We start from the raw sequence: 22,755 nt of genomic DNA, 5'->3' as shown, positions 1-22,755 counted from the left end.
CATCGGCGCCGGTCGGCGGGCTACCCCTCGCCATGCCGGTCGGGAAGGGCGCGGGCCGCCATCCCCGCTGCTCCCGCGAACGTCCACGCGCCCCACCGCCGTCCACGACGCCCAGCCAAGGCGGTCAGGACCTCCTGGACCCTGAAGCAGCCGGGCGACGTCCATGACGTCCTGATCACCATGCGGGCCCACCGCAGCGCCATTCGCCGGCAAATGCGATAGCCACGCCGAAGCGGCGGGTGCGATGATCGACACCTGGGTCGCTAGCTCAACTGGCTAGAGCATTCGACTGAGTAGCGCGTCCGCTCTCCGCCTGTGCGGGCATGGAGGCGCTTCCTTCTCCTTGTTGGATCGAAGGGTTCGGGGTTCGAGTCCCCGGCGACCCACTGTGCCGCGGCTGCGGGTCGGCAACCGCCGGAGTCGACCGGAACGGGGGGACCACGTGCTCGAGAAGCTGATCATCCAGAAGACACTGCGGGTGCCGGCCAGCACCGGTGCGGCCGGCGACGGCGGGCCGGTGGCCCGGCAACTGGACGCGGCGCTGCTCGACGTCGGGTTCTCGGCGTCGCGGGCGCTGCTGGAGCACGTCGGCGCCCTGGCGCCCGCGCCGGCGATGGACCTCGCCGCCACGGTCGTCGCGGCGGTGCGCGAGCTGGTGGGCGACCACGTCCAGCACAACGCCTATTTCATCGGCTTCCCCGACGAGGTGCCGGACACCATCGAGTTCTGGACGGACCGCCTGCGGGCGGCCGTACTCACCGGCGGAGGCACGGCGAGCGACGCCCAGCTGCGCGACGCCGTGACCTCGGGCGGCGTGAACCTGCTCGGCCTGCCGGCCTACGGGACGTACCAGCACACCTGGGCCGAGCTCCTTGCCGCGCACGACGATCTGATCAGCGCAGCCGGTGACCGGGTGACGGTGCTGCGTCTCGGCGACACCGCCGACGTGGAGGCAGAGCGGCTCTATCTCGCCCTCGCCGGCAGCTCGACGCCGCACGGCGAAGCGGACCTCGCGATCCTCAGCGAGCTGGCGGTCGTCTGCGTGGACGGCGCGCAGCCGGCCGAGATCCCGGTACGCGAGAACCGGGCCGTGCTCAACGGGATCCGGCTCGTCCTCGGGCGGCCGCTGGTCGGCGTCGACACGACGACCGACGTACTGCGCCTCGCCTGCCAGGTCTCCGGCGGCGACGCCGCACTGGTGACACCCACGCGGTTCCGTGCGTTCCGGCGCCCCGAGCGGCGGATGCTGCTGGCCGCGCTGGACGAGGTCGTCGGCGCGAGCCCGGCGAAGCTCGCCGACGTCGTGCGGCACGCGGAGCGGTGGAAGCGGCTGGGGGAGCGGCTGCACCCGCACGAGTACGGCCAGTGGCCGCACGCGCAGGCGGTGTTCGCGGTCGCGCGCGGAGAGCGGCCGGTCCGCACCATCGCCGGCCGCGCGGAGGCCGCGATCCGCGCCGGAGCCGTCGGCCGGGCCGCATCGGTGCTGTCGGCCGCGCCGGGCCTGCTCCTGCGCTCCGCCGACCGGCTGCTGCGGCTGGCGCCGCCGGCGGAGCGGGCCGCTGTGGTCGAGTCGGTCACCGGTGCGCTCGCCTCGGCGTCGGGCCGGGTCCTCCTGTCGCTGCGCGAGCATGTCGACAACCGGCTGACGCCCGCGTCCGCCCGGCTGTACGCGAGCCGTTCGCGCAACGCCTGGGTCGGGCCCGACGAGCGGCCGCCGCTGCCGGCCGGGCTGGTGGCCGAGCTGTCGTCGTTGCTGGACGCCGGGATCAGCGCCCGGCTGCCGGAGCTGGAACGACCGCTGGTGGTGGATCCGGAGGTGCTCGACGTCGCACTGCCGCTGTCCGGCAAGGCGGCCGAGGGCGGTTTCGCGGTGCTGCCGAGGGGCTCGCGCGCGGTGGTCACCGGTGAGCTGCTGCGCTTCTTCACGTACTGGCGTCAGAGCAGTCGTCGCACCGACTACGACCTGTCGGTGCTGCTGCTCGACGACGGGTTTCACAGCGCGGGCCAGGTGTCGTGGACGAACTACCACCACGACGGCGTGGTGCACTCCGGCGACATCACCGAGGCGGTCAACGGTGCGACCGAGTTCATCGACGTGCCCCTGACGGTCGGTGGGCGCTACGTGGTGCCGCAGGTCAACATCTACGCGGGCGAGTCGTTCGACGAGGTCGCCGAGTCGATGTTCGGGTACCAGACCCGTGCGCGCGACCAGCTCGGCGCCCCGTTCGACGCGCGTACGGTGCGGGCGCGTTCGCACCTGCGGGGTCAGGGCCGGGTCGCGCTGCCGATGGTGTTCGTCAGGGGCGAGCATGGCTGGCAGGCAGTGTGGCTGCACCTGTACCTGCGCGGCCGGCCCTCGTTCAACCGGGTGGAGGGGACCACGTTCACCACGGCCGACCGGGTGCGGGCTCTGCTGGAGCGGCGTTACCTCACGGTGTCGTACCTGGTCGACCGGTGGCGGGCGGGAGCCGAGGTGACGATGTGGGACGGTCGGCTGCCGGAGGAGCCGGTCACCTTCGTCGGCATCGAGGCGCCCGAGGGGCTGCCGGACGGATCGGAGGCGTATACGCTCGATCGGCTCAGTGAGTTGATCCCTGAGTAAGCGGCGAGAGCCGAGGCCATGCGGGCGCTTCCTGCTATCCCGTTCGATTCGGTACCTCCGCCAGGCGGGGGATTGGTATTCAGCACCCGCGCTCTCCTCGGCCCTCGCCCGCCCCGGCGGTGTCCTCAGGCCAGCAGGCCCTCACGCATCCGCGCGCCCAGGTTGATCGCACCTACCGCCCGGGGGCCGGTCGGGTCGTACACCTCGTAGGTGTTGTTGCGGCGCATCAGCTCACGGACGGCGGGTGGCAGCCGGGGCGGGTCGTCCATGGCCGCGAGGACCTGCGCGGTGCTCGAGATCAGGCGGTCGGCCAGGGTGGCGGCGTCGGTGTCCAGCCGCACCCGGCCGTACTCCCAGCCGGCCGTGGTCAGGTCGAGCACCTCGAACATGCGGGTCACCAGCGGGTCCGGGTCGGTCACCCGGTCGAGCCGGGACGCCTGGCTGCCGAGCACCGCGACGGCGGCGGCCACCTGGGCGTACGGATGGAAGCCGCACGGCAACGCGGACAGCGGCCATCGCAGGGCCTGGCCGGCTTCCTTCCACAGCGGACGGTAGTTGCGGCGGTTCACCAGGAGCCGCCGGCCGGTGCGGCGGTGCACCTCGTGGGCCTGGGCCTGCAGGTCCGCGTGGGCCTCGTCGGCGACCTGGCTCACGATCCGGGCCGCCACCACCAGGCCGTCGTCGTCGCCCAGCATGGCGGTGACCGCCTGGGCCTGCTCGCGGAACGGGATTCGCGTGTGGGCGCCGTACCGGTGCTGGACGTCCCGCAGCAGCGCCTGCTGCCGACCCGCATCGAGTTGGAGCCGCCCGCCACCGCCCAGTAACCCCCGGAGCCACCGCATTTCGCCTCGTTTCAGCAGAGCCGTCCCGGACCGCGGCAATGCTAGTGCGTCAGAGCTTTCCCGTACGGATCGGGTGGCCTGACCGCCACGGCGCCCGTGGTGGCCACCCCGGGCACCCGTCGTGCCCTTCGTGGCGGCGGGCCAGCGGCACACGTGGCCTCGCGCGGCGGACCATGAGCATCGTGGCCCTCCGCGCGGCGGGCCAGCGGCACGCGTGCGGGGATGTCGCAGTCGTGTTTCGGGTGCGTGGCGCGTCACCGGCTGGCGGCCTGGCGACGTTACGGCTTGACGAACGGCATGTTATCGCTCACAGTCGATGGCTAGGGACGGCGGCGGTGTGGTTCACCGGGCGGCCACGCTCGTCCGCCTCGGGTCAGGTTTCCACCAGGGCGTGCGCGGAATGTGTTAGCGCTAACTCCTGCGCGCCCGGCGTGCCGCCACGCGAAGCGGTGCGCCCGTCCTCGTACGCCATCTCCCTGTGTTTGAGGAGGATCATGTCTGTCTTTCGTCAGGCTCCATCGATCGCGCCGCCGTCGTGGCGTCGCGGGCGGCTGCTGCGGTTCGTCGCCGCCGGCGTGGCCCTGTTGGTCGGCGGTGCCGCCGCGGCGGTGGTGTCGTCGACGCCCGCCGCCGCGGCGACGGTCGACACGAGCGCGTGGTACGTATTGATCAACCGCAACAGCGGCAAGGCCCTGGACGTCTACAACCTGGCCACGAATGACGGCGCGCGCATCGTGCAGTGGGCGCGCAACGACGGCAACCAGCAGCAGTGGCAGTTCGTGGACTCCGGCGGTGGCTACTACCGGTTGCGGTCGCGGTTGTCCGGCAAGGTGCTGGACGTCTACAACTTCTCGACCGCCAACGGTGGCAGCATCGTGCAGTGGGCCGACAACAACTCGGTCAACCAGCAGTTCCGGTTGGCCGACTCCGCCGGTGGCTACGTCCGCCTGGTCAACCGCAACAGCAACAAGGTGGTGGAGGTCCAGGGCGCCTCGACCGCCGACGGCGGCAGCGTCGTGCAGTACGACGACTGGAACGGCAACAACCAGCAGTGGCAGCTCGTCCGCGTCGACGGCGGCGGAAACCCCACCACGCCGCCGCCTGGTACGTGTGCTCTGCCGTCGTCGTACCGGTGGTCGTCGTCGGGTGCCTTGGCGCAGCCGAGGGCGGGGTGGGTGTCGCTGAAGGACTTCACCCACGCCCCCTACAACGGCCGGCACCTCGTCTACGCCACCACCCACGACACCGGCACCACCTGGGGCTCGATGAACTTCGGCCTCTTCAACAACTGGTCCGACATGGCCTCGGCCAGCCAGAACCCCATGCCCTTCGCGGCCGTCGCACCCTCACTGTTCTACTTCGCCCCCAGAAACGTCTGGGTCCTGGCCTACCAGTGGGGCGGACCCGCCTTCTCCTACCGCACCTCCACCGACCCCACCAACGTCAACAGCTGGTCGTCACCGCAGACGCTGTTCTCCGGCAGCATCTCCGGCTCCGGCACCGGCCCCATCGACCAGGCGATCATCGGTGACAGCACGACCATGTACCTGTTCTTCGCCGGCGACAACGGCAGGATCTACCGCGCCAGCATGCCCATCGGCAACTTCCCCGGCAGCTTCGGCTCCACCTCCACCGTCATCATGAGCGACACCACGAACAACCTGTTCGAAGGCGTCCAGGTCTACAAACTCCAGGGCCAGAACCGGTACCTCATGCTCGTCGAGGCGATCGGCGCACAAGGCCGCTACTTCCGCTCCTTCACCGCCACCAGCCTGGGCGGCACCTGGACACCGCAGGCCGCCACCGAGAGCAACCCCTTCGCCGGCAAGACCAACAGCGGCGCCACCTGGACCAACGACATCAGCCACGGCGAGCTGATCCGCAGCAACGCCGACCAGACCATGACCATCGACCCCTGCAACCTCCAACTGCTCTACCAGGGCCGATCCCCCAACTCCGGCGGCGACTACGGCCTGCTGCCCTACCGACCGGGTCTGCTGACGCTGCAGCGTTGACGACGTGACACCGGTTCCGCTCGGCTGTTCCTGACGTTCGCGGGCGCCGGCGAGTGCCGACGGTCAGCGTCCGGGCGCGGGACCAGGATCGGAGAATCACCAGGGGCGGGCTCGGCGCGACGCCGAGCCCGCCCCTGACCACGCGGAGGGTACGTGGTGCGGGAGACGACCGGTCCCGCGCCGGACGCCCGGCGTGCGGGTCTCCCGCCGGCCAGCGGTATCCGCTCGACCCTGGCCTCGATGACACGACAGGTGTCGGCTGCTACCTGACTTCGTATACCGACAATCGGTCATCGCCGACGGGAGAGGGCTGTGCGGCGACGCGCGAACGTCGCCGCACAGCCCTCTGCCGGGGAGGTCGACTCAGGCGCGGGACCACTGCATGCTGGCGGCGGAGCTGCACGTCCGCTGTTCCAACGCGGCGCCGACAGCGGTGGATCCGGCGACCACGCTCACACACTTGTTGCTGTTGGCGTTGACCAGGTGGTGGTAGCCATCACCGGTGGATCGCCAGCTGAACACCTGGTTGAGGCCGTCGTGGCAGGTGTACTGGACGATCTGGGCCCCGTCGGCCGTGGAGAAGTTCAGCACGTCGACGCACTTGCCGCTGTGGACGCTCTGCAGCCGTACGTTGCCGCTGCCGGCATCGAGGAACCGCCACTGCTGCCAGCTCTGTCCGTTGCCCGTCCACTGACCGATCACGGCCAGGTCGTCGAGGTTCGGCTGCTGGACGTCGATGACCTGGCCACTGTTGCGGTTGGTCACCCGGTACGACGGGGCGGCCGTCCCGCTGCCGAACTGCCACCAGTCGACGTTGAACAGGTTTCCGGTGCCTCCGGCGAATCGCAGATACAGGTCGCGGGTGCCGGTGGCCCCGCTGACCGCGCAGGTGGAGGTGGTCCACGTCTGCCAGCCGCCGGTACCGCCGACGGCACACGTGCCGGCGGGCGGACCGGTGACGCTGTCGAGTCGTACCTCGATCCGACCGCCGGCCGCTCCGGAGGCCACCCGGGCGCTGAAGGAGCTCGCGCCGGCGCCGAAGGCGACGCCCTTGACCTTGATGTAGTCGCCGTTGGCGAGGTAACCCACGTTCATGCCACCCTCGCTGGACGGCTCGGTCTCGATGCCGGAACCCCAGGCGATCGTCTCGGCCTCCTGCCGTGTGTACGGGTTCAGCGTGCCGACCTGTGGGACGCCGGCGGTGGTCATGTTCATCGTGGGGATGGTGCCGTTGGGGTTGTAGGCGAACTTCTCCACCGCCACGGATCGGGTGAATCCGCCGCCGCCGGGCAGCGCCCCGTTGTGGTAGAAGAAGTACGATCCCCCGTTGAAGTCGACGAGGCCGGGGTGATTGGTGAAGCTGGCACCCTGCCGCGGCATGATCGTGCCCCGGTACGTCCACGGTCCGGTCGGGCCGGGTGCCGTCGAGTAGCCGATGAACTCGGAGCAGCACTCCGCCGCGAACACGTTGTAGTAGAGCCCGTTGCGCTTGAAGACCCACGGGCCTTCCTCGTAGAGCGTCGGGCGGCTCGGGTTGCCGGTCCGGGTGCCGAACCCGGCGGTGGTGAGCGGGATCCGGGTCGGGCTGCCGGAGAACGAGATCATGTCGGGATTGAGCCGCACGAACCACAGGTTGGGGTTACCCCAGTACAGGTAGGCCTGCCCGTCGTCGTCGACGAAGGCGTGCGGGTCGATCTCACCGTTGCCGACCAGCGGGCGGCCGAGCGCATCCCGGAACGGCCCGGTGGGGCTGTCGGCGACCCCGACCCCGATCACCATTCCTCCACCGCGTTGCCGCACCGGGACGTACCAGTAGAACTTTCCGTTTCGCGGGACGACGTGGCCTGCCCAGGCGTCCGCCTCCGCCCAGGCGAAGGTGCCGAGGTTCATCGGGACGCCGTGGTCTGTCCAGTTGACCATGTCGGCCGACGAGAAGACCCGCCACTCGCGCATGGTGAAGTACGTCGAGCCGTCCTCGTCGTGCCCGGTGTAGACGTAGACACGTCCGTTGTGCACCATCGGAGCCGGGTCGGCGGTGTAGATGTGCTGGACGATCGGGTTGTCGGCCTGCGCCGTGGCAGGCAGTAGGGCGATGGCGCAGATCAGGCCGGCGAGTACGGCGATGGCGCGCCGGGTTCTCGTCCTGATACGGCGTGCACGTGTCAGCTTCATGGTTCACTCCCAAGGTGTCGGGTGGTCCAGCGCCGGCGCAACCGCTGACCGGTATGGCCCGCGTCCGCGGGCGGCGGCCGGGTGGGAGAGGGCGCGTCCACCGGCCGCCGGACCACGGTCGGCGCCACCGGTCACACCCGGCTCCATCGCTGGTTGGGGTTGCCGTGGCAGGACCAGAGGATGACCGTGGTCCCGTTCGTGGTGCCACCGTTGTTGACGTCCAGGCACAGCGACGGGAAGCGGACGTTGCTCACCGTGCCGTCGCTGCGGAAGGCCCACTGCTGGTTCGTACCGCCGTTGCAGTCCCAGATCTGCACCCGGGTGCCGTTGGCGGCGGTCGTCGGGACGTCCAGGCACTTGCCGAGGATCCGCAGCGTCTGGCCGCTCTGGGTGATCTGCTGGTTGGGACCGGCGTGGCAGTCCCAGATGAGCGTCCCGGTGCCGTTGGCGGTGTTGGAGTTGTCGACGTCGAGGCATCGCCCGGCGGAATCGCTGCGTAGCCGGAACGTGGCGGGGGGAGGCGGGTTGGTGGTGCCGCCGCCGCTTACCCGGTACACCACCGTGCCGTGGGCGGGGACGCTCGCGGAGATGGCGCCGGTGGTCGTGGAGGTGGCGTCGGTCCACGCGTCCCGCAGGGTGAACGAGGTGCCGGTCTTGCCGATCGCCGTCGCCGTGGTGGAGATCGTCGTGGCCGAGCTGCCCTGGTTGAACAGGGCGACCGCGACGTCACCGTTGGCCAGCCGCTTGGCCAGGACCCGCCGGGTGCCGTCGTGGGACACCTGGACCGCCTGCCGGCCGAGACCGTCCTGGTTGATGGCGATCAGGTTCTGGTTCCGCAGGATGGTCAGCGTCGCCGCGCTGGCCGAGCGCAGGTCGTTGCCCATCATGAGCGGCGCCGCCATGATCGACCACAGTGCGAAGTGGCTGCGCATCTCGGTGTCGGTCATGCCGCCGTTGCCGATCTCCAGCATGTCGGGGTCGTTGAAGCCGCCCGGTGCGGCGTACCCGGCGAGCGGCACGTTGACGTCGACGATGTTCTGGATGCCCATCGGGTAGCCGTTGGTCTGGCCGGTGTTCCACGCGTTGGTGATGTCCTCGGTGGTGCGCCAGAGGTTCGCCACGTCGCTCCAGTTGCGCTGCGGCCCGGTCTTCTCGTGGATGCTGTTCGGGTTGATGCTGTAGACGATCGGCCGGCCGGTGGCGGCCAGGGCGTCCCGCATGATGCCGAACCTGGCGACCTGGTCGTTGATGGTCCCGGTGGGGGAGCACCAGTCGTACTTCAGGTAGTCCACGCCCCAGGCGGCGAACTGCCGGGCGTCCTGGTATTCGTGCCCGAGGCTGCCGGTGGAGCCGGGGAAGGCGTCGAAGTACTGCGCGCAGGTCTGGTCCAGTGGCGCCTGGTAGATGCCGAACAGCAGGCCGCGCGAGTGCAGGTAGTCGCCGAGCGCCTTCATGCCGCTCGGGAATCGCTGCGGATGCGCCTGGAGGTTGCCCTGCGCGTCCCGGTCCGGGTTGAACCAGCAGTCGTCGACGACGACGTACCTGTACCCGAGGTCCCGCAGCCCGTTGGCGACGATCGAGTCGGCCATCTGGCGGATGAGTGTCTCGTTGATGTTGCAGCCGAACGTGTTCCAGGTGTTCCAACCCATCGGCGGCGTCCGGGCGACGCCGTTGTTCAGCGCCTGTGCGGAAGGGGGCGCGATGACCCCGTCCGCGACGGTCGTCGCGAGGGCCACCGCCAGGACGCCCAGGGCGGCGGTCAGCCATTGCCTCGGTCTGCGCACGTGTTCCTCCTCGGTCTGAGTGGTGAGTGGCGTCGGTGTCGGGCGCCGACGCCGGGTACGGCGGACGAGGGCGTCACCGGGCGTGGCCGGGGGGATGCTCGCCCGGCCCTGTCGGCGGGCATCGATGGCGCGCCTCGGGTCGGTTCGGTCAGTCCGCGGCCGACCTCGTGCGGATCACGTCGTCGCCGTCCGTCGTCGCGACCCCGGTCGGCTCCAGCCCCGTGGCTGCCCGGGGGTGTCGCGAAGATGTGCGAAATGTTATCGCTGACATCCACCGATGTAAATCAGTCTGTCGATGCCGGTCGGTTTGCGCCGAGGTCGGCGCCAATTTGGATCCGCCTCGGTGCGCCATGCATGCTGGTCAATGCGTATCCGAAGGTGACCGACCCCGGAGCGGAGCTGCCGCCCGGCTGCTTGTCGCTGCGGGCGGGCGAATGCAGACGGGGGTCGAGAGTTGTCGCTAACAATGTGCGGCCGGCGAGTCGGAGGCGGGTGGCGAGGGGGCCCCGCTCCGGTGTCCCCGCTCGGCGGGCCTCGGCGCCCCGTCCGGGCCGCCGGGCGCAGGCGGGCGGTGACGCCGCGTGATTTTTCTGGCCCGGGTTCGCGCTCCGGCCGTCCTTTCCGTTACGGAGCTGTTGCCGGACGGTGTCTTGACGGTGCTCGATGTGAGCGTTAACACTAAGCCGGTCATCGATCGGAGGTGGGCATGAGCAGTGTGGACGGTACGGGCGATCGGTACGTGGTCGGAGTCGACTACGGCACGCTCTCCGGGCGGGCCCTCGTGGTGCGGGTCCGCGACGGTGCCGAGGTCGGGACCGCGGTGCACGAGTACCGCCACGGCGTGATCGAGGCCGCGCTCCCCGACGGCGGTCCGGCACTGCCCCCCGACTGGGCCCTTCAGGACCCGCAGGACTACCGCGACGTCCTGCGGCACGCCGTCCCCGCCGCGATGGCCGACGCCGGGGTGGATCCGTCGCAGGTGATCGGCATCGGCACCGACTTCACCGCCTGCACGGTGCTGCCGACGCTCGCCGACGGCACGCCGCTGTGCGAGATACCGGCGCTGCGCCACCGCCCGCACGCCTGGGTGAAGCTGTGGAAGCACCACGCGGCCCAACCGCAGGCCGACCGCATCAACGCGCTGGCCCGCGAGCGCGGCGAACCGTGGCTCGGTCGCTACGGCGGCAAGATCTCCGCCGAGTGGCAGTTCGCCAAGGGCCTGCAGATCCTCGCGGAGGACCCGGAGATCTACCACCGCGCCGAGCGCTTCGTCGAGGCCGCCGACTGGATCGTGTGGCAGTTGTGCGACGAGGAGACCCGCAACGTCTGCACCGCCGGATACAAGGGCATCCGACAGGACGGCCGATACCCGTCGACCGACTACCTGAGCGCGCTCGACCCGGACTTCGCCGACTTCGTGACCAAGCTGGACGGCCCGCTGCTGCCGCTCGGCGCGCGCGCCGGCACCCTCAGCGCCCGCGCCGCCGCCTGGACGGGACTGCCGGCGGGCATCGCGGTCGCCGCCGGCAACGTCGACGCGCACGTCACCGTGGCCGCCGCGCGGGCCCTGGCGCCCGGGCGACTGGTGGCCATCATGGGCACCTCCACCTGCCACGTGGTCAACGGCACCCGGCTCGCCGAGGTACCCGGGATGTGCGGTGTCGTCGACGGCGGCATCAGCGCGGGCGCGTGGGGCTACGAGGCCGGGCAGAGCGGGGTCGGGGACATCTTCGGCTGGTTCGTCAGGCACGCCGCGCCGGCCGGAGTCGCGTCGCACGAGCGCCTCACCGAGCTGGCCGCCGGCCAGCCGGTGGGGGCCCACGGCCTCGTCGCGCTCGACTGGTGGAACGGCAACCGGTCGCTGCTGGTCAACCACGACCTCAGCGGGATGATCGTCGGGCTGACCCTGGCCACCCGGCCGCAGGACATCTACCGGGCCCTGCTGGAGTCCACGGCGTTCGGCACCCGGCTGGTCATCGAGGCCTTCGTCGAGGCCGGGATACCGGTGCACGACCTGGTCGTCGCCGGCGGTCTCACCTCGAACCGGCTGCTCATGCAGATCTACGCCGACGTCACCAACCGCCCGCTGGGCATCATCGGCTCCGCCCAGGGGCCGGCGCTCGGCTCGGCGATCCACGCGGCGGTCGCCGCCGGGGCGTACCCGGACGTCCACCGCGCCTCCGAGGCGATGGGCCGGGTCGACGAGGGCGTGTACCAGCCGGACCCGGACAACGTGCGGGCGTACGACGCCCTGTACGCCGAGTACCGGGCCCTGCACGACCACTTCGGTCGCGGCGGCGACGACGTCATGCTCCGCCTGCGGGCGATGCGGAACGCCGCCGCGCACGCGCCGAGGGCGACGGCCCTGGAGGTGGTCGGATGAACACCGACACGGCACGGCAGGTGCGGGCCCTGCGGGAGACGGTGGCCCGGCTGCACGGCGAGCTGACCCGGTACGCGCTCGTGGCCTGGACCGCCGGCAACGTCTCGGCTCGGGTCCCGGGCCAGGACCTCATGGTGATCAAGCCCAGCGGGGTGGACTACGACGCCCTGACGGCGGAGACCATGGTCGTCTGCGACCTGAACGGGACCGTGGTCGACGGGGGCGGGGCGCCGTCCAGCGACACCGCCGCGCACGCCTACGTCTACCGGGCCATGCCGCAGGTCGGCGGCGTCGTGCACACGCACAGCAGCTACGCCACCGCCTGGGCGGCTCGGGGCGAGGCCATCCCGTGCTGGTTGACCGCGCAGGCCGACGAGTTCGGCGGGGAGATCCCGGTGGGCCCGTTCGCGCTGATCGGTGGGGACGACATCGGCAAGGGGATCGTCAGCACCCTGTCCGGGCACCGCTCGCCCGCGGTGCTCATGCGCAACCACGGGGTCTTCACCATCGGCAGGGACGCCCGCGCGGCGGTCAAGGCCGCGGTGATGTGCGAGGACGTCGCCCGCACCGCGCACCTGGCGAGGGCCCTCGGGCAGCCGCTGCCGATGGCGCAGGCCGACATCAGCTCGCTTCACGACCGCTACCAGAACGTCTACGGCCAACGCTCCACCGGCGGGTCACCGGGAGTGCCTCGACGCTCCTGACCGGCCCATCCGTCGGGCACGGCCCCTCCCGCACCAACCCCGTCACGACCCGGGACACGCGCCCAAGGTCACGGATCCGGATCACCCATCCCGAGGAGAACCGATGAGAACCAGGAGAACGGCACGCACCATCGTCGCCGTCGTCGCCGCCGTGCTGCTCACGGGCAGCGTGGCGGCCTGCGGCAACAGCGACACCGGCGACGGCTCCGCCGCCGACGGCACGATCACGCTGGGCTTCTCGCAGGTCGGCGCGGAGAGCGGCTGGCGGACGGCGAACACCACCTCGATCAAGGAAGCCGCCGCGGCGGCGGGCATCGAGCTGAAGTTCGACGACGCGCAGCAGAAGCAGGAGAACCAGATCAAGGCGATCCGCAACTTCATCCAGCAGAAGGTGGACGTCATCGCCTTCTCGCCGGTGGTGGAGTCCGGCTGGGACACCGTGCTCAAGGAGGCCAAGGACGCCGGCATCCCGGTGATCCTGACCGACCGCTCCGTCGACTCGGCCGACAAGTCCCTCTACAAGACCTTCCTCGGGTCGGACTTCGTCAAGGAGGGCCGCCTCGCCGGCGAGTGGCTGGTGGAGCAGACCAAGGGCGCCAGCGGCCCGGTGAACATCGTCGAGTTGCAGGGAACGACCGGATCGGCGCCGGCCAACGACCGCAAGGAGGGCTTCGCCCAGGCGATCGCCGCCAACCCGAACCTGAAGATCGTCGCCTCGCAGTCGGGCGACTTCAAGCGGGCCGACGGCAAGCAGGTCATGGAGCAGTTCCTCAAGGCCAACCCGAAGATCGACGTGCTCTTCGCGCACAACGACGACATGGGCCTGGGCGCGCTGGAGGCGATCACCGCGGCCGGCAAGGTGCCCGGCAAGGACATCACCATCATCACCATCGACGCGGTGAAGGACGGCATGCAGGCCCTCGCGGACGGCAAGTTCAACTTCATCGCCGAGTGCAGCCCGCTGCTCGGCCCCCAGCTGATGGACCTGGCGAAGAAGGTCCACGCCGGCGAGGAGGTGCCCGCCCGGATCGAGACCGAGGAGACCACCTTCACCCAGGAGCAGGCCAAGCAGGCGCTGCCAAACCGCAAGTACTGACCGCCGCCGGGGCCGCCGCCCGGCGGCGGCGACCCCGGCTCGTCGCTGGCCCTTCTCGTACCGCCACTCTCCAGAAGAGGTCCGATCAGATGACGGGTAGCCGTCCGGTCCTGACCATGACCGGGATCAGCAAGACCTTCCCCGGGGTACGCGCGCTGCACGACGTCGACTTCCGGCTGTTCCCGGGCGAGGTCCACGCCCTGATGGGCGAGAACGGGGCCGGCAAGTCGACCCTGATCAAGGTGTTGACCGGCGTGCACGCCATCGACGAGGGCACCGTCGTGCTCGACGGTGAGCGGGTCAGCTTCAGCGGCCCGATGCAGGCGTCGGCCTGCGGCGTGAGCACCGTCTACCAGGAGGTCAACCTCTGCGCCAACCTGTCCGTGGCGGAGAACATCTTCATCGGCCGCGAGCCTCGCCGGTTCGGCGCGATCCGCTGGGGCGAGACGCGTCGGCGGGCGCGGGAACTGCTGGCCCGGCTGGACCTCGACGTGGACGTCGGCGCGCAGCTCGGCACGTACTCGCTGGCGGTGCAGCAGATGGTCGCCATCGCCCGGGCGATCGACGTACGGGCCCGGGTGCTGATCCTCGACGAGCCGACGTCCAGCCTGGACGCGGGCGAGGTCGCCCAACTGTTCCGGATCATGCGGCAACTGCGCGACGAGGGCATCGCCATCCTGTTCGTGACGCACTTCCTCGACCAGGTCTACGACATCGCCGACCGCATCACCGTGCTGCGCAACGGCGCCCTGGTGGGGGAGTACCGGACCGGGGAGCTGCCCCAGCTGAGCCTGGTGGAGAAGATGATCGGCAAGGAGCTCGACGTCCTGGAACGCCTCGACGAGCAGCAGCAGCGGACCACCGCCGTCCGGCGCGACGCGGCTCCGCTGGTGGACGCGTCGGCGCTGGGCCGCACGGGCGCGGTCGCGCCCTTCAGCCTGCGGATCCACGCCGGTGAGGTGGTCGGGCTCGCCGGCCTGCTCGGCTCCGGCCGTACCGAGGTGGCGCGTCTGCTGTTCGGCGCCGACCGCGCCGACCACGGCAGGGTCGCCATCGACGGCGGCGGGACGCCGTTGCGCCACCCCGGCCAGGCCATCGACCGCGGCGTCGGGTTCTGCTCGGAGAACCGCCGTGCGGAGGGCGTGATCCCCGAGCTGTCGGTGCGGGAGAACATGATCCTCGCGATGCAGGCGGCCCGCGGATGGCTGCGGCCGATTCCCCGCCGCCGGCAGGACGAGCTGGTCGAGAGGTACGTCCGGGCGCTCAGCATCCGGCCGGCGAACCCGGACCTGCCGGTGCGCAACCTCTCCGGCGGCAACCAGCAGAAGGTCCTCCTGGCCCGCTGGCTCATCACCGAGCCGCGTCTGCTGATCCTCGACGAGCCCACCCGTGGCATCGACATCGGCGCGAAGACCGAGATCCAGAGACTGGTGGTCCAGCTCTCCGACGACGGCATGGCGGTGCTGTTCATCTCCGCCGAGCTGGAGGAGGTGCTGCGGCTGAGCCACCGGGTCGCCGTGATGCGTGACCGGACGATGGTCGCCCAGCTCGACAACGACGACACCCTCGACGCCGACCGCGTCATGCGGACCATCGCCCGTGCCACCAGCGGCGAGGAGGCGATCCGGTGAACGCCCTCGCCGACCGCCTCCGCCCGCTGACCGTCCACCGCCTGTTCTGGCCGGTGCTCGTGCTGGTGGTGATGATCCTGGCCAACGCGGTCCACCGGCCCGGCTTCCTCGCCATCGAGGTCAAGAACGGGCACCTGTACGGCTCCCTCGTCGACATCCTCCGGCTGAGCGCACCGCTGATGCTGGTCGCGCTGGGCATGACCCTCGTCATCGCCACCGGTGGCATCGACCTGTCCGTCGGCTCGCTCTGTGCCATCGCCGGCGCCATCGCCTGCCTGCACATCAGCACGGCGCCCGACCAGAACAGCCCGTCGACCGTCCTCACGGCGGTCGCGCTGGCCTTCGGCGCCGCGCTCGTGCTCGGCGCCTGGAACGGGGTGCTGGTCGCCGTCATCGGCATCCAGCCCATCATCGCCACGCTGATCCTCATGGTGGCCGGGCGAGGCCTGGCACAGCTGATCACCGAGGGCCAGATCATCACGATCAACTCCGGCCCGTACCGGGCGATCGGGCTCGGCCACTTCCTGACCCTGCCGCTGGCCATCTTCACCGCACTCGCGGCGGCCCTGCTCATCGCCGCCCTCACCCGCCGCACCGCGCTCGGCCTGATCATCGAGTCCGTCGGCGGCAACGCCGAGGCGAGCCGGCTGGCCGGCATCCGTTCCGGGCGCGTCATCTTCCTCGTGTACGTGGTCAGCGCCGCCTGCGCCGCGATCGCCGGGTTCATGATGACGGCGAACGTGTCCAGCGCCGACGGCAACGCCGCCGGTCTCTGGGTGGAACTCGACGCGATCCTCGCGGTGGTCATCGGCGGCACCTCACTCGCCGGCGGCCGGTTCTCCCTCGGCGGCACCGTCCTCGGCGCGCTGATCATCCAGACCCTCACCACCTCGGTCTACGCCATGAACATCTCGCCGCAGACGGCCCTGCTGTTCAAGGCGGTCGTCGTCATCGCCGTCTGCCTCATCCAGTCGCCGGCGTTCCGGGCCAGGTTCCGCCGCCGACGGGGCGCGACCACACCCGGGCCCGCGGCGGCGCGGCGGGAGAAGGAGCAGGTGCCGGCATGAGCAGTACGTCGCTGACCACCGGCCGCGCCTGGCGGCCCGGGGTGCCCCGGCGGCACGTACCGGTCCTGGCCACGCTCGCCCTGCTGCTGGTCATGTACGGCGTCGGCGTGTCCCAGTACCGCGCGTTCTCCAACGTCCAGGTCGTCTTCAACGTCTTCATCGACAATGGGTTCCTGCTGGTCGTCGCGGTCGGCATGACCTTCGTGATCTTCACCGGCGGTATCGACCTGTCGGTCGGCTCCGTGGTCGCGATGACCGCGATGGTGTCGGCGTCGCTGCTGCGCGTCGGGCTGCCCGCGGGCCTGGTGCTGGTCATCGCGCTGCTGATCGGCCCGACCCTCGGGTTCCTGATGGGCTGCGCCATCCACTTCTTCGAGATCCAACCGTTCATCGCCACCCTCGCCGGGATGTTCTTCGCCCGGGGCATGTGCACGTTCATCAGCGACGCGTCGATCCCCATCACCGACGGCTTCTGGACGGCCGTGTCGCAGGAGCGCATCGGGGATCCCAGGGGGAACTTCGTGTCGATCAGCGTGCTGATCGCGTTCGCGGTGGTGCTCGTGGCCGCCTACGTGCTCACGTACACCCGCTTCGGCCGCAACGTGTACGCGATCGGCGGCAACCCGCAGTCGGCGTTGCTGATGGGCCTGCCGGTGGGGCGTACCCGGATCGCCGTCTACACGGTGAGCGGGTTGTGCTCGGCCGTGGGCGGCATCCTGCTGTCGTTCTACACGCTCTCCGGGGCACCGCTGATCGCCGTCGGCATGGAACTGGACGTGATCGCGGCCGTCGTCATCGGCGGCACCGTCCTCACCGGAGGGGCCGGCTACGTGTTCGGCACGGTGCTCGGCGTGCTGGTGCTCGGCGTGATCCAGACCCTGATCACCTTCGACGGGAGCCTCAACTCCTGGTGGACGAGGATCGTGATCGGTGGCCTGCTCTTCGCCTTCATCCTCCTCCAGCGCCTCATCGGCATCCGCTTCAAGTGACCGCCCCTCTCGGAAGGCAATTGCATGGCATCGCACCCCGAACCCGAGGTCTGGTTCCTCACCGGCAGTCAGGGCCTGTACGGCGAGGACACCCTCCGGCAGGTCGCCGATCAGTCCCGGCAGATCGCCGCGCAGCTCGACGACGCACCGGGGATCCCCGTACGGGTGGTCTGGAAGCCGATCCTGACCTCCAGCACCGACATCCTCGACGCGTGTCGGGACGCCGCCGTGCAGGGCGCGGTCGGGGTGATCGCCTGGATGCACACCTTCTCGCCGGCCAAGATGTGGATCGCCGGTCTGGACGCCCTGCGGACTCCGCTGCTGCACCTGCACACCCAGGCCAACGTCCTGCTGCCCTGGGACGAGATCGACATGGACTTCATGAACCTGAACCAGGCCGCGCACGGCGACCGTGAGTTCGGCTTCATCCAGACCCGTCTCGGCGTCGCCCGCAAGACCGTCGCCGGGCACGTCAGCGACCCCCGGGTGACCGCCCGGATCGGGGCCTGGGCGCGGGCCGCGCTCGGGTACTCGGCGATGCGTTCGCTGCGGCTGGCGCGCTTCGGGGACAACATGCGCGACGTGGCGGTGACCGAGGGCGACAAGGTCGAGGCGGAGCTGCGCTTCGGCGTCTCGGTCAACACCTACGGGGTCAACGACCTCGTCGCGGTCGTCGACCAGGTGGCCGACGCGCACATCGACGACCTGGTCAAGGAGTACGACGACACCTTCCGTGTCGATCCGCAGCTACGGCCGGGCGGGGCGCGACACGACTCCCTGCGCTACGCCGCGCGGCTGGAGCTGGGCCTGCGCGCCTTCCTGGACGAGGGCGGTTTCCGGGCCTTCACCACGAACTTCGAGGACCTGGGCGGTCTGCGCCAGCTCCCGGGCATCGCCGTGCAGCGGCTCATGGCCGACGGCTACGGCTTCGGCGGGGAGGGCGACTGGAAGACCTCGGTGCTGGTGCACTCGCTCAAGTCGATGGCGGTCGGGGTGCAGGGCGGGACGTCCTTCATGGAGGACTACACCTACGACCTGACGCCCGGCGACGAGCTGGTGCTCGGCGCCCACATGCTCGAGGTGTGCCCGACGATCGCCGGTGACACCCCGCAGGTCGAGATCCATCCGTTGAGCATCGGCGGGCGCGAGGATCCCGTCCGGCTGGTGTTCGACGCCGCGCCCGGTCCGGCGGTGGTGCTCGGCCTCGCGGACATGGGGGAGCGCTTCCGCCTGGTGGCCAACGAGGTCGACGTGGTGGCGCCGCCGCGTCCGCTACGCCGGCTGCCGGTCGCGCGGGCCGTGTGGCGGCCCCGTCCGCACCTGGCCGGCTCGGCGGAGGCCTGGATCACCGCCGGCGCCCCGCACCACACCGTGCTGTCCCAGGCGGTGGGCGTGGAGGAACTGTACGACCTGGCCGAGATGACACGCACCGAGCTGGTGGTCATCGACGGGCACACCGACCCACGCCGCTTCGCCGACGAGATCCGGTGGAACCAGGCCTACTACCGGCTCGCCCGGGGGTTCTGACCCGCGCGCCCCGACGGATCCGGTCCCTGTCAACGCTCCCGAAGGAGGATCATGATGGCCATCGATGAACCCCCGCGGGCTGTGCCCCGACGGCGCGGTTGGCTGACGCGTGTCTCGGCCGCGGTGGTGGCGGTGCTCGTGGCGGGCGGGCTCGTCGCGGTGTCCCCGGCACCGGCGTCGGCGGCGACGGTCGACACGAACGCGTGGTACGTGTTGGTGAACCGCAACAGCGGCAAGGCCCTCGACGTGTACAACCAGGCGACGACCGACGGGGCGCGCATCACGCAGTGGTCGCGTAACGACGGGAACTGGCAGCAGTGGCAGTTCGTGGATTCCGGCGGCGGTTTCTACCGGCTGAGGTCGCGGCACTCGGGCAAGGTGCTCGACGTGTACAACTTCTCCACGGCCAACGGCGCGGCCGTGGTGCAGTGGGCGGACCACAACGGCACGAACCAGCAGTTCCGGCTGGCGGATTCGGCCGGCGGTTTCGTGCGGTTGGTGAACCGAAACTCGAACAAGGTCGTGGAGATGCAGAACGCCTCGACCGCCGACGGCGGCAACGTCGTGCAGTACGACGACTTCAACGGCACCCACCAGCAGTGGCAGTTGATCCGCGTGGGCGACGCCGGCACCCCCGGCGGCACCTTCACCAACCCGGTCGTCTGGCAGGACTTCGCCGACGTCGACATCATCCGCGTCGGCGACGTCTACTACATGTCCGCGTCCACCATGCACTACTCCCCGGGCGCACCGGTGCTGCGCTCGTGGGACCTGGTGAACTGGGAGTTCGCCGGGCACTCGGTGCCCCGGTTGGACTTCGGCACGAAGTACGACATGGCAGGCGGCACCCACGGCTACGTCGACGGCATCTGGGCCTCCACGCTGAACTACCGGCCGAGCAACCGGACCTTCTACTGGGCCGGGTGCATCGACTTCGCCCAGACGCACATCTACACCGCGTCCGCGGTCGACGCCACGTGGAACCGCCACGCCACCATCCCCCACTGCTACTACGACGCGGGGATGCTGATCGACGACAACGACACCATGTACGTCGCGTACGGCAACGGCACGATCAGCGTCGCCCAGCTGTCCGCCGACGGGCGCACCCAGGTGCGGGCCCAGCAGGTCTACCAGACGCCGTCGAGCATCGGCACGCTGGAGGGAGCACGCTTCTACAAGCGCAACGGCGCCTACTACATCTGGCTCACCCGCCCGGCCAACGGCCAGTACGTGCTCAAGTCGACCAACGGCCCGTTCGGCCCCTACGAGCAGCGTCAGGTGCTGCTCGACATGCCCGGTCCGATCGCCGGTGGCGGGGTGCCCCACCAGGGCGGGCTGGTGCAGACCCAGACCGGCGCCTGGTACTACATGGCGTTCACCGACGCGTACCCGGGTGGGCGGATGCCGACGTTGGCGCCCATCACCTGGACCAGCGACGGCTGGCCCCGGGTGCAGGCGGTCAACGGCGCCTGGGGGAGCACCTATCCCCATCCGCTGCCACCGCGCCCGGTCAAGCCGCTCACGGGCACCGACACCTTCCCGGGCACCAGCCTCGGCGTCCAGTACGAGTGGAACCACAACCCGGACGACAACCGGTGGTCGGTGAATGACGGGCTGCGCCTGCAGGCCGCGTCGGTGACCAACGACCTCTACCGGGCCCGCAACACGCTGACCCACCGGATCCAGGGGCCGACCTCGACCGGAACCATCGAACTGGACTACTCCACGATGCGTGACGGCGACCGGGCCGGGCTGGCGATGCTGCGCGACACGTCGGCGTGGATCGGGATCAAGCGGGACAACGGCGCCACCCGCGTGGTCATGACCAATGGCCTGACCATGGGCAGCGACAACTGGAACACGACGGGTACCGGCACCGAGATCGCCAGCGCCCCGGTCTCCGGCGGGCGGATCTGGTTGCGCGCCAACGCCGACATCCGACCCGGCTCGGGGCGGCAGGCGAGGTTCTCGTACAGCACCGACGGGGTCACCTTCGTCGCGCTGGGCAACGCGCTGACCCTCAACAACGCCTGGCAGTTCTTCATGGGATACCGGTTCGGCATCTTCAACTACGCCACCCGGTCCCTGGGGGGCGCGGTGACGGTGCGCCGGTTCACCCTCAGCACACCGTGATGTCGGTCGCCTTCCCCGGGCGTACGGCAGCCTGAGGACGGCGCGGCGGACGGGCCGGGGGCGGGACGCGGACGATCGCCGCGAACCGCTCCGGCCCCGGGCCGCGCGCCGCCAGGAGTCCCTGCTCCGGGGGAGCCACGCGATCCCCTCGGGCAGCGGGCACAGACGTTGTCGCCGGACCCGTAGGGGCGATGGATGCAGACGCACCCCACCGATTCGTCGGGGTTCGGCGACGCGGTGCCGGACCGGACGGCTCAGCCGCACTCTGGGCGACGGGACGGCTGGCGTAGACTGTCGACGTTCCAACCTCGGTCACCCGGCACACGTCGCCGTGGCGGATGGGAGGGCGGATTCAGCACCACGAAGGCCGCTCCCGTCGACGTCGGCGTGCGCGATCGCCGACGGGCGGGCGGGGGAGGTGAGGTGACCGTGCGGAGTCCCGCGATGACGGATGTGGCTCGCCTCGCCGGCGTCTCCCACCAGACGGTGTCCCGCGTCCTCAACGGGCACCCCAACGTGCGCGAGCAGACCCGGCTTCGCGTCCAGGCGGCGATCGTCGAGCTGGGCTACCGACCCAACCGGGCCGCGCGGGCACTGGTGACCGGCAAGTCCCAGGTCATCGGTGTGGTCGCGCAGAACACCACCCTCTACGGTCCGGCTTCGCTGCTGGCCGCGCTGGAACAGGCGGCCGCCGAGGCGGGCTTCGCGGTCAGCGTCGGCAGTGTGAGCGACCTGGACCACCGGTCCATCTCCGCGGCGGTGGAGCGGCATCTCGCGCACCGGGTCGCCGGCATCGTCGTGATCGCGCCGGTGGAGTCGGCCGGGGAGGCCCTCGAACGGCTTCCCCAGGACGTGCCCCTGGTCACCGTCGACGGTGACCCGCGCCGACCGATCCCGTTGGTGACGGTCGACCAGGTCGCCGGCGCCCGGGCCGCCACGCAGCACCTCCTCGACGCGGGGCACCGGACGGTCTGGCACGTCTCCGGCCCGCCGGACTGGTTCGACAGCGCGGGGCGCATCGAAGGATGGCGGGAGGCCCTACACCTGGCCGGCGCCGAGGTGCCACCGCTGGTCCCGGCGGACTGGTCCGCGGCGGCCGGCTACCGGTGCGGTCAGATGCTCGCCCGGATGCCGGAGGTCACGGCGGTCTTCACCGCCAACGACCACCTGGCGCTGGGTGTGCTGCGGGCGTTGCACGAGCACGGCCGGCGGGTGCCCGACGACATCAGCGTGGTCGGCTTCGACGACGTGCCGGAGGCGGCGTACTTCATCCCGCCGCTGACCACCGTGCGGCCCGACTTCGCCGCCGTCGCCCGGGCGAGCCTGGACATGTTGCTCGCCCAGATCGGGTCCCCGGACCTCGCCGGCCCGTTGCGGCAGACGGTCGCACCGAGCCTGGTCGCCCGCGCCAGCGTCGCGGCCCCGCCGCGCCGCTAGCCACCCCACCGCGCGCGGGCGCGGTGCGACGGGCCGAGGCGTACGCCTTCGTGGCCCGCGGGCACGCCAACCGCCGGTCGCGGCAGGCCGCGTCCTGACCGCCGGAGCGCCCTCGGCGGCGTCGACCTCCGGCGCGCGGCTGTGTCCCGGCATGCGGTCGTGGTGGACGAGCGGGGTCGTCCGACGGGTCGCGGGCCGGGCCGACTGACCTGCTGATTCTCGGCCGAACACTCCCTGATCGCCGCAGGCGCCACTGGTCGGGCTGTCTAGACCCAACGTATGAGAAGCGGCCGAGTCCGACCAACCGCCGACCCGGCCGGGGGCACCGGTAAAGGCCGTCGATATTGACGTTCGACGACGGCACGGACAG

General features: G+C 70.7%; 14 protein-coding genes and 1 tRNA gene. 12 read left to right on the top strand and 3 right to left on the bottom strand.

The window, feature by feature from the left end; genetic code table 11:
• Positions 1–257 precede the first annotated feature (257 nt).
• Together CLT72_RS31855 and CLT72_RS09700 are read left to right on the top strand one after the other, a co-directional pair.
• Positions 258–386, top strand: a tRNA-OTHER gene (locus tag CLT72_RS31855).
• Positions 387–442: 56 nt separating this feature from the next.
• Positions 443–2,602 carry a TerD family protein gene (locus tag CLT72_RS09700; RefSeq protein WP_101415061.1) on the top strand — a complete coding sequence of 720 codons (2,160 nt, stop codon included), beginning with the start codon at positions 443–445 and terminating at the stop codon, positions 2,600–2,602.
• Between the two features lie 125 nt (positions 2,603–2,727).
• On the opposite strand, the gene CLT72_RS09695 is transcribed toward CLT72_RS09700, so the two are convergent.
• Positions 2,728–3,444, bottom strand: coding sequence for a hypothetical protein (locus CLT72_RS09695; RefSeq protein ID WP_101410992.1), 717 nt, complete (start codon positions 3,442–3,444; stop codon positions 2,728–2,730).
• Between the two features lie 494 nt (positions 3,445–3,938).
• Between CLT72_RS09695 and CLT72_RS09690 the strand changes: the two genes are divergently transcribed.
• Positions 3,939–5,459, top strand: coding sequence for a non-reducing end alpha-L-arabinofuranosidase family hydrolase (locus CLT72_RS09690; RefSeq protein WP_101410990.1), 1,521 nt, complete (start codon positions 3,939–3,941; stop codon positions 5,457–5,459).
• 363 nt (positions 5,460–5,822) lie between these two features.
• Here CLT72_RS09690 and CLT72_RS09685 read toward each other — a convergent pair whose 3' ends face one another.
• Positions 5,823–7,631: a family 43 glycosylhydrolase gene (locus CLT72_RS09685; protein ID WP_101410988.1), complete on the bottom strand. Its 1,809-nt coding sequence runs from the start codon at positions 7,629–7,631 to the stop codon at positions 5,823–5,825.
• 131 nt (positions 7,632–7,762) lie between these two features.
• Positions 7,763–9,280: a glycoside hydrolase family 27 protein gene (locus CLT72_RS09680; protein ID WP_396802758.1), complete on the bottom strand. Its 1,518-nt coding sequence runs from the start codon at positions 9,278–9,280 to the stop codon at positions 7,763–7,765.
• A gap of 841 nt (positions 9,281–10,121) precedes the next feature.
• On the opposite strand from CLT72_RS09680, the gene araB reads away from it, so the two are divergent.
• The 9 genes from araB to CLT72_RS09635 all read left to right on the top strand — a co-directional run bounded on the left by araB (position 10,122) and on the right by CLT72_RS09635 (position 22,385).
• Positions 10,122–11,798, top strand: coding sequence for a ribulokinase (gene araB / locus CLT72_RS09675; protein WP_101410983.1), 1,677 nt, complete (start codon positions 10,122–10,124; stop codon positions 11,796–11,798).
• A complete protein-coding gene (locus CLT72_RS09670; protein WP_101410981.1) occupies positions 11,795–12,502 on the top strand; it encodes an L-ribulose-5-phosphate 4-epimerase in 708 nt (235 codons plus the stop codon). Before araB ends, CLT72_RS09670 begins: the two co-directional genes overlap by 4 nt.
• A gap of 103 nt (positions 12,503–12,605) precedes the next feature.
• A complete protein-coding gene (locus CLT72_RS09665; RefSeq protein WP_101410979.1) occupies positions 12,606–13,598 on the top strand; it encodes an ABC transporter substrate-binding protein in 993 nt (330 codons plus the stop codon).
• Between the two features lie 89 nt (positions 13,599–13,687).
• Entirely contained in the window at positions 13,688–15,229 is a 1,542-nt protein-coding gene (locus CLT72_RS09660) for a sugar ABC transporter ATP-binding protein (protein ID WP_101410977.1), read from the top strand.
• The gene (locus CLT72_RS09655) at positions 15,226–16,296 is read left to right on the top strand and encodes an ABC transporter permease (protein ID WP_101410975.1); all 1,071 of its coding nucleotides are present in this window, start codon (positions 15,226–15,228) and stop codon (positions 16,294–16,296) included. Before CLT72_RS09660 ends, CLT72_RS09655 begins: the two co-directional genes overlap by 4 nt.
• Entirely contained in the window at positions 16,293–17,285 is a 993-nt protein-coding gene (gene yjfF, locus CLT72_RS09650) for a galactofuranose ABC transporter, permease protein YjfF (RefSeq protein WP_101410973.1), read from the top strand. The genes CLT72_RS09655 and yjfF overlap by 4 nt, the downstream gene beginning before the upstream one ends.
• 24 nt (positions 17,286–17,309) lie before the next feature.
• A complete protein-coding gene (araA, locus tag CLT72_RS09645) occupies positions 17,310–18,812 on the top strand; it encodes an L-arabinose isomerase (protein WP_101410971.1) in 1,503 nt (500 codons plus the stop codon).
• Between the two features lie 54 nt (positions 18,813–18,866).
• Positions 18,867–20,948, top strand: a complete 2,082-nt coding sequence (locus CLT72_RS09640) for an RICIN domain-containing protein (RefSeq protein WP_374208851.1) — start codon at positions 18,867–18,869, stop codon at positions 20,946–20,948.
• Between the two features lie 444 nt (positions 20,949–21,392).
• The gene (locus tag CLT72_RS09635) at positions 21,393–22,385 is read left to right on the top strand and encodes a LacI family DNA-binding transcriptional regulator (protein ID WP_199184528.1); all 993 of its coding nucleotides are present in this window, start codon (positions 21,393–21,395) and stop codon (positions 22,383–22,385) included.
• Positions 22,386–22,755: the final 370 nt, after the last annotated feature.

The sequence above is a fragment of the Micromonospora sp. CNZ309 genome (assembly GCF_002846525.1).
The sequence above is the reverse complement of the archived record's forward strand: the minus strand, read 5'-3'. Positions and strand labels throughout refer to the sequence as shown.

What these genes read in the sequence shown, in the direction of transcription:
- CLT72_RS09695 (WP_101410992.1), bottom strand. Translation starts at nt 3,444, where the DNA reads ATGCGGTGGCTCCGGGGGTTACTGGGCGGTGGCGGGCGGCTCCAACTC.
- CLT72_RS09690 (WP_101410990.1), top strand. Translation starts at nt 3,939, where the DNA reads ATGTCTGTCTTTCGTCAGGCTCCATCGATCGCGCCGCCGTCGTGGCGT.
- CLT72_RS09685 (WP_101410988.1), bottom strand. Translation starts at nt 7,631, where the DNA reads ATGAAGCTGACACGTGCACGCCGTATCAGGACGAGAACCCGGCGCGCC.
- CLT72_RS09680 (WP_396802758.1), bottom strand. Translation starts at nt 9,280, where the DNA reads ATGGGTTGGAACACCTGGAACACGTTCGGCTGCAACATCAACGAGACA.
- araB (WP_101410983.1), top strand. Translation starts at nt 10,122, where the DNA reads ATGAGCAGTGTGGACGGTACGGGCGATCGGTACGTGGTCGGAGTCGAC.
- CLT72_RS09670 (WP_101410981.1), top strand. Translation starts at nt 11,795, where the DNA reads ATGAACACCGACACGGCACGGCAGGTGCGGGCCCTGCGGGAGACGGTG.
- CLT72_RS09665 (WP_101410979.1), top strand. Translation starts at nt 12,606, where the DNA reads ATGAGAACCAGGAGAACGGCACGCACCATCGTCGCCGTCGTCGCCGCC.
- CLT72_RS09660 (WP_101410977.1), top strand. Translation starts at nt 13,688, where the DNA reads ATGACGGGTAGCCGTCCGGTCCTGACCATGACCGGGATCAGCAAGACC.
- yjfF (WP_101410973.1), top strand. Translation starts at nt 16,293, where the DNA reads ATGAGCAGTACGTCGCTGACCACCGGCCGCGCCTGGCGGCCCGGGGTG.
- araA (WP_101410971.1), top strand. Translation starts at nt 17,310, where the DNA reads ATGGCATCGCACCCCGAACCCGAGGTCTGGTTCCTCACCGGCAGTCAG.
- CLT72_RS09640 (WP_374208851.1), top strand. Translation starts at nt 18,867, where the DNA reads ATGGCCATCGATGAACCCCCGCGGGCTGTGCCCCGACGGCGCGGTTGG.
- CLT72_RS09635 (WP_199184528.1), top strand. Translation starts at nt 21,393, where the DNA reads ATGACGGATGTGGCTCGCCTCGCCGGCGTCTCCCACCAGACGGTGTCC.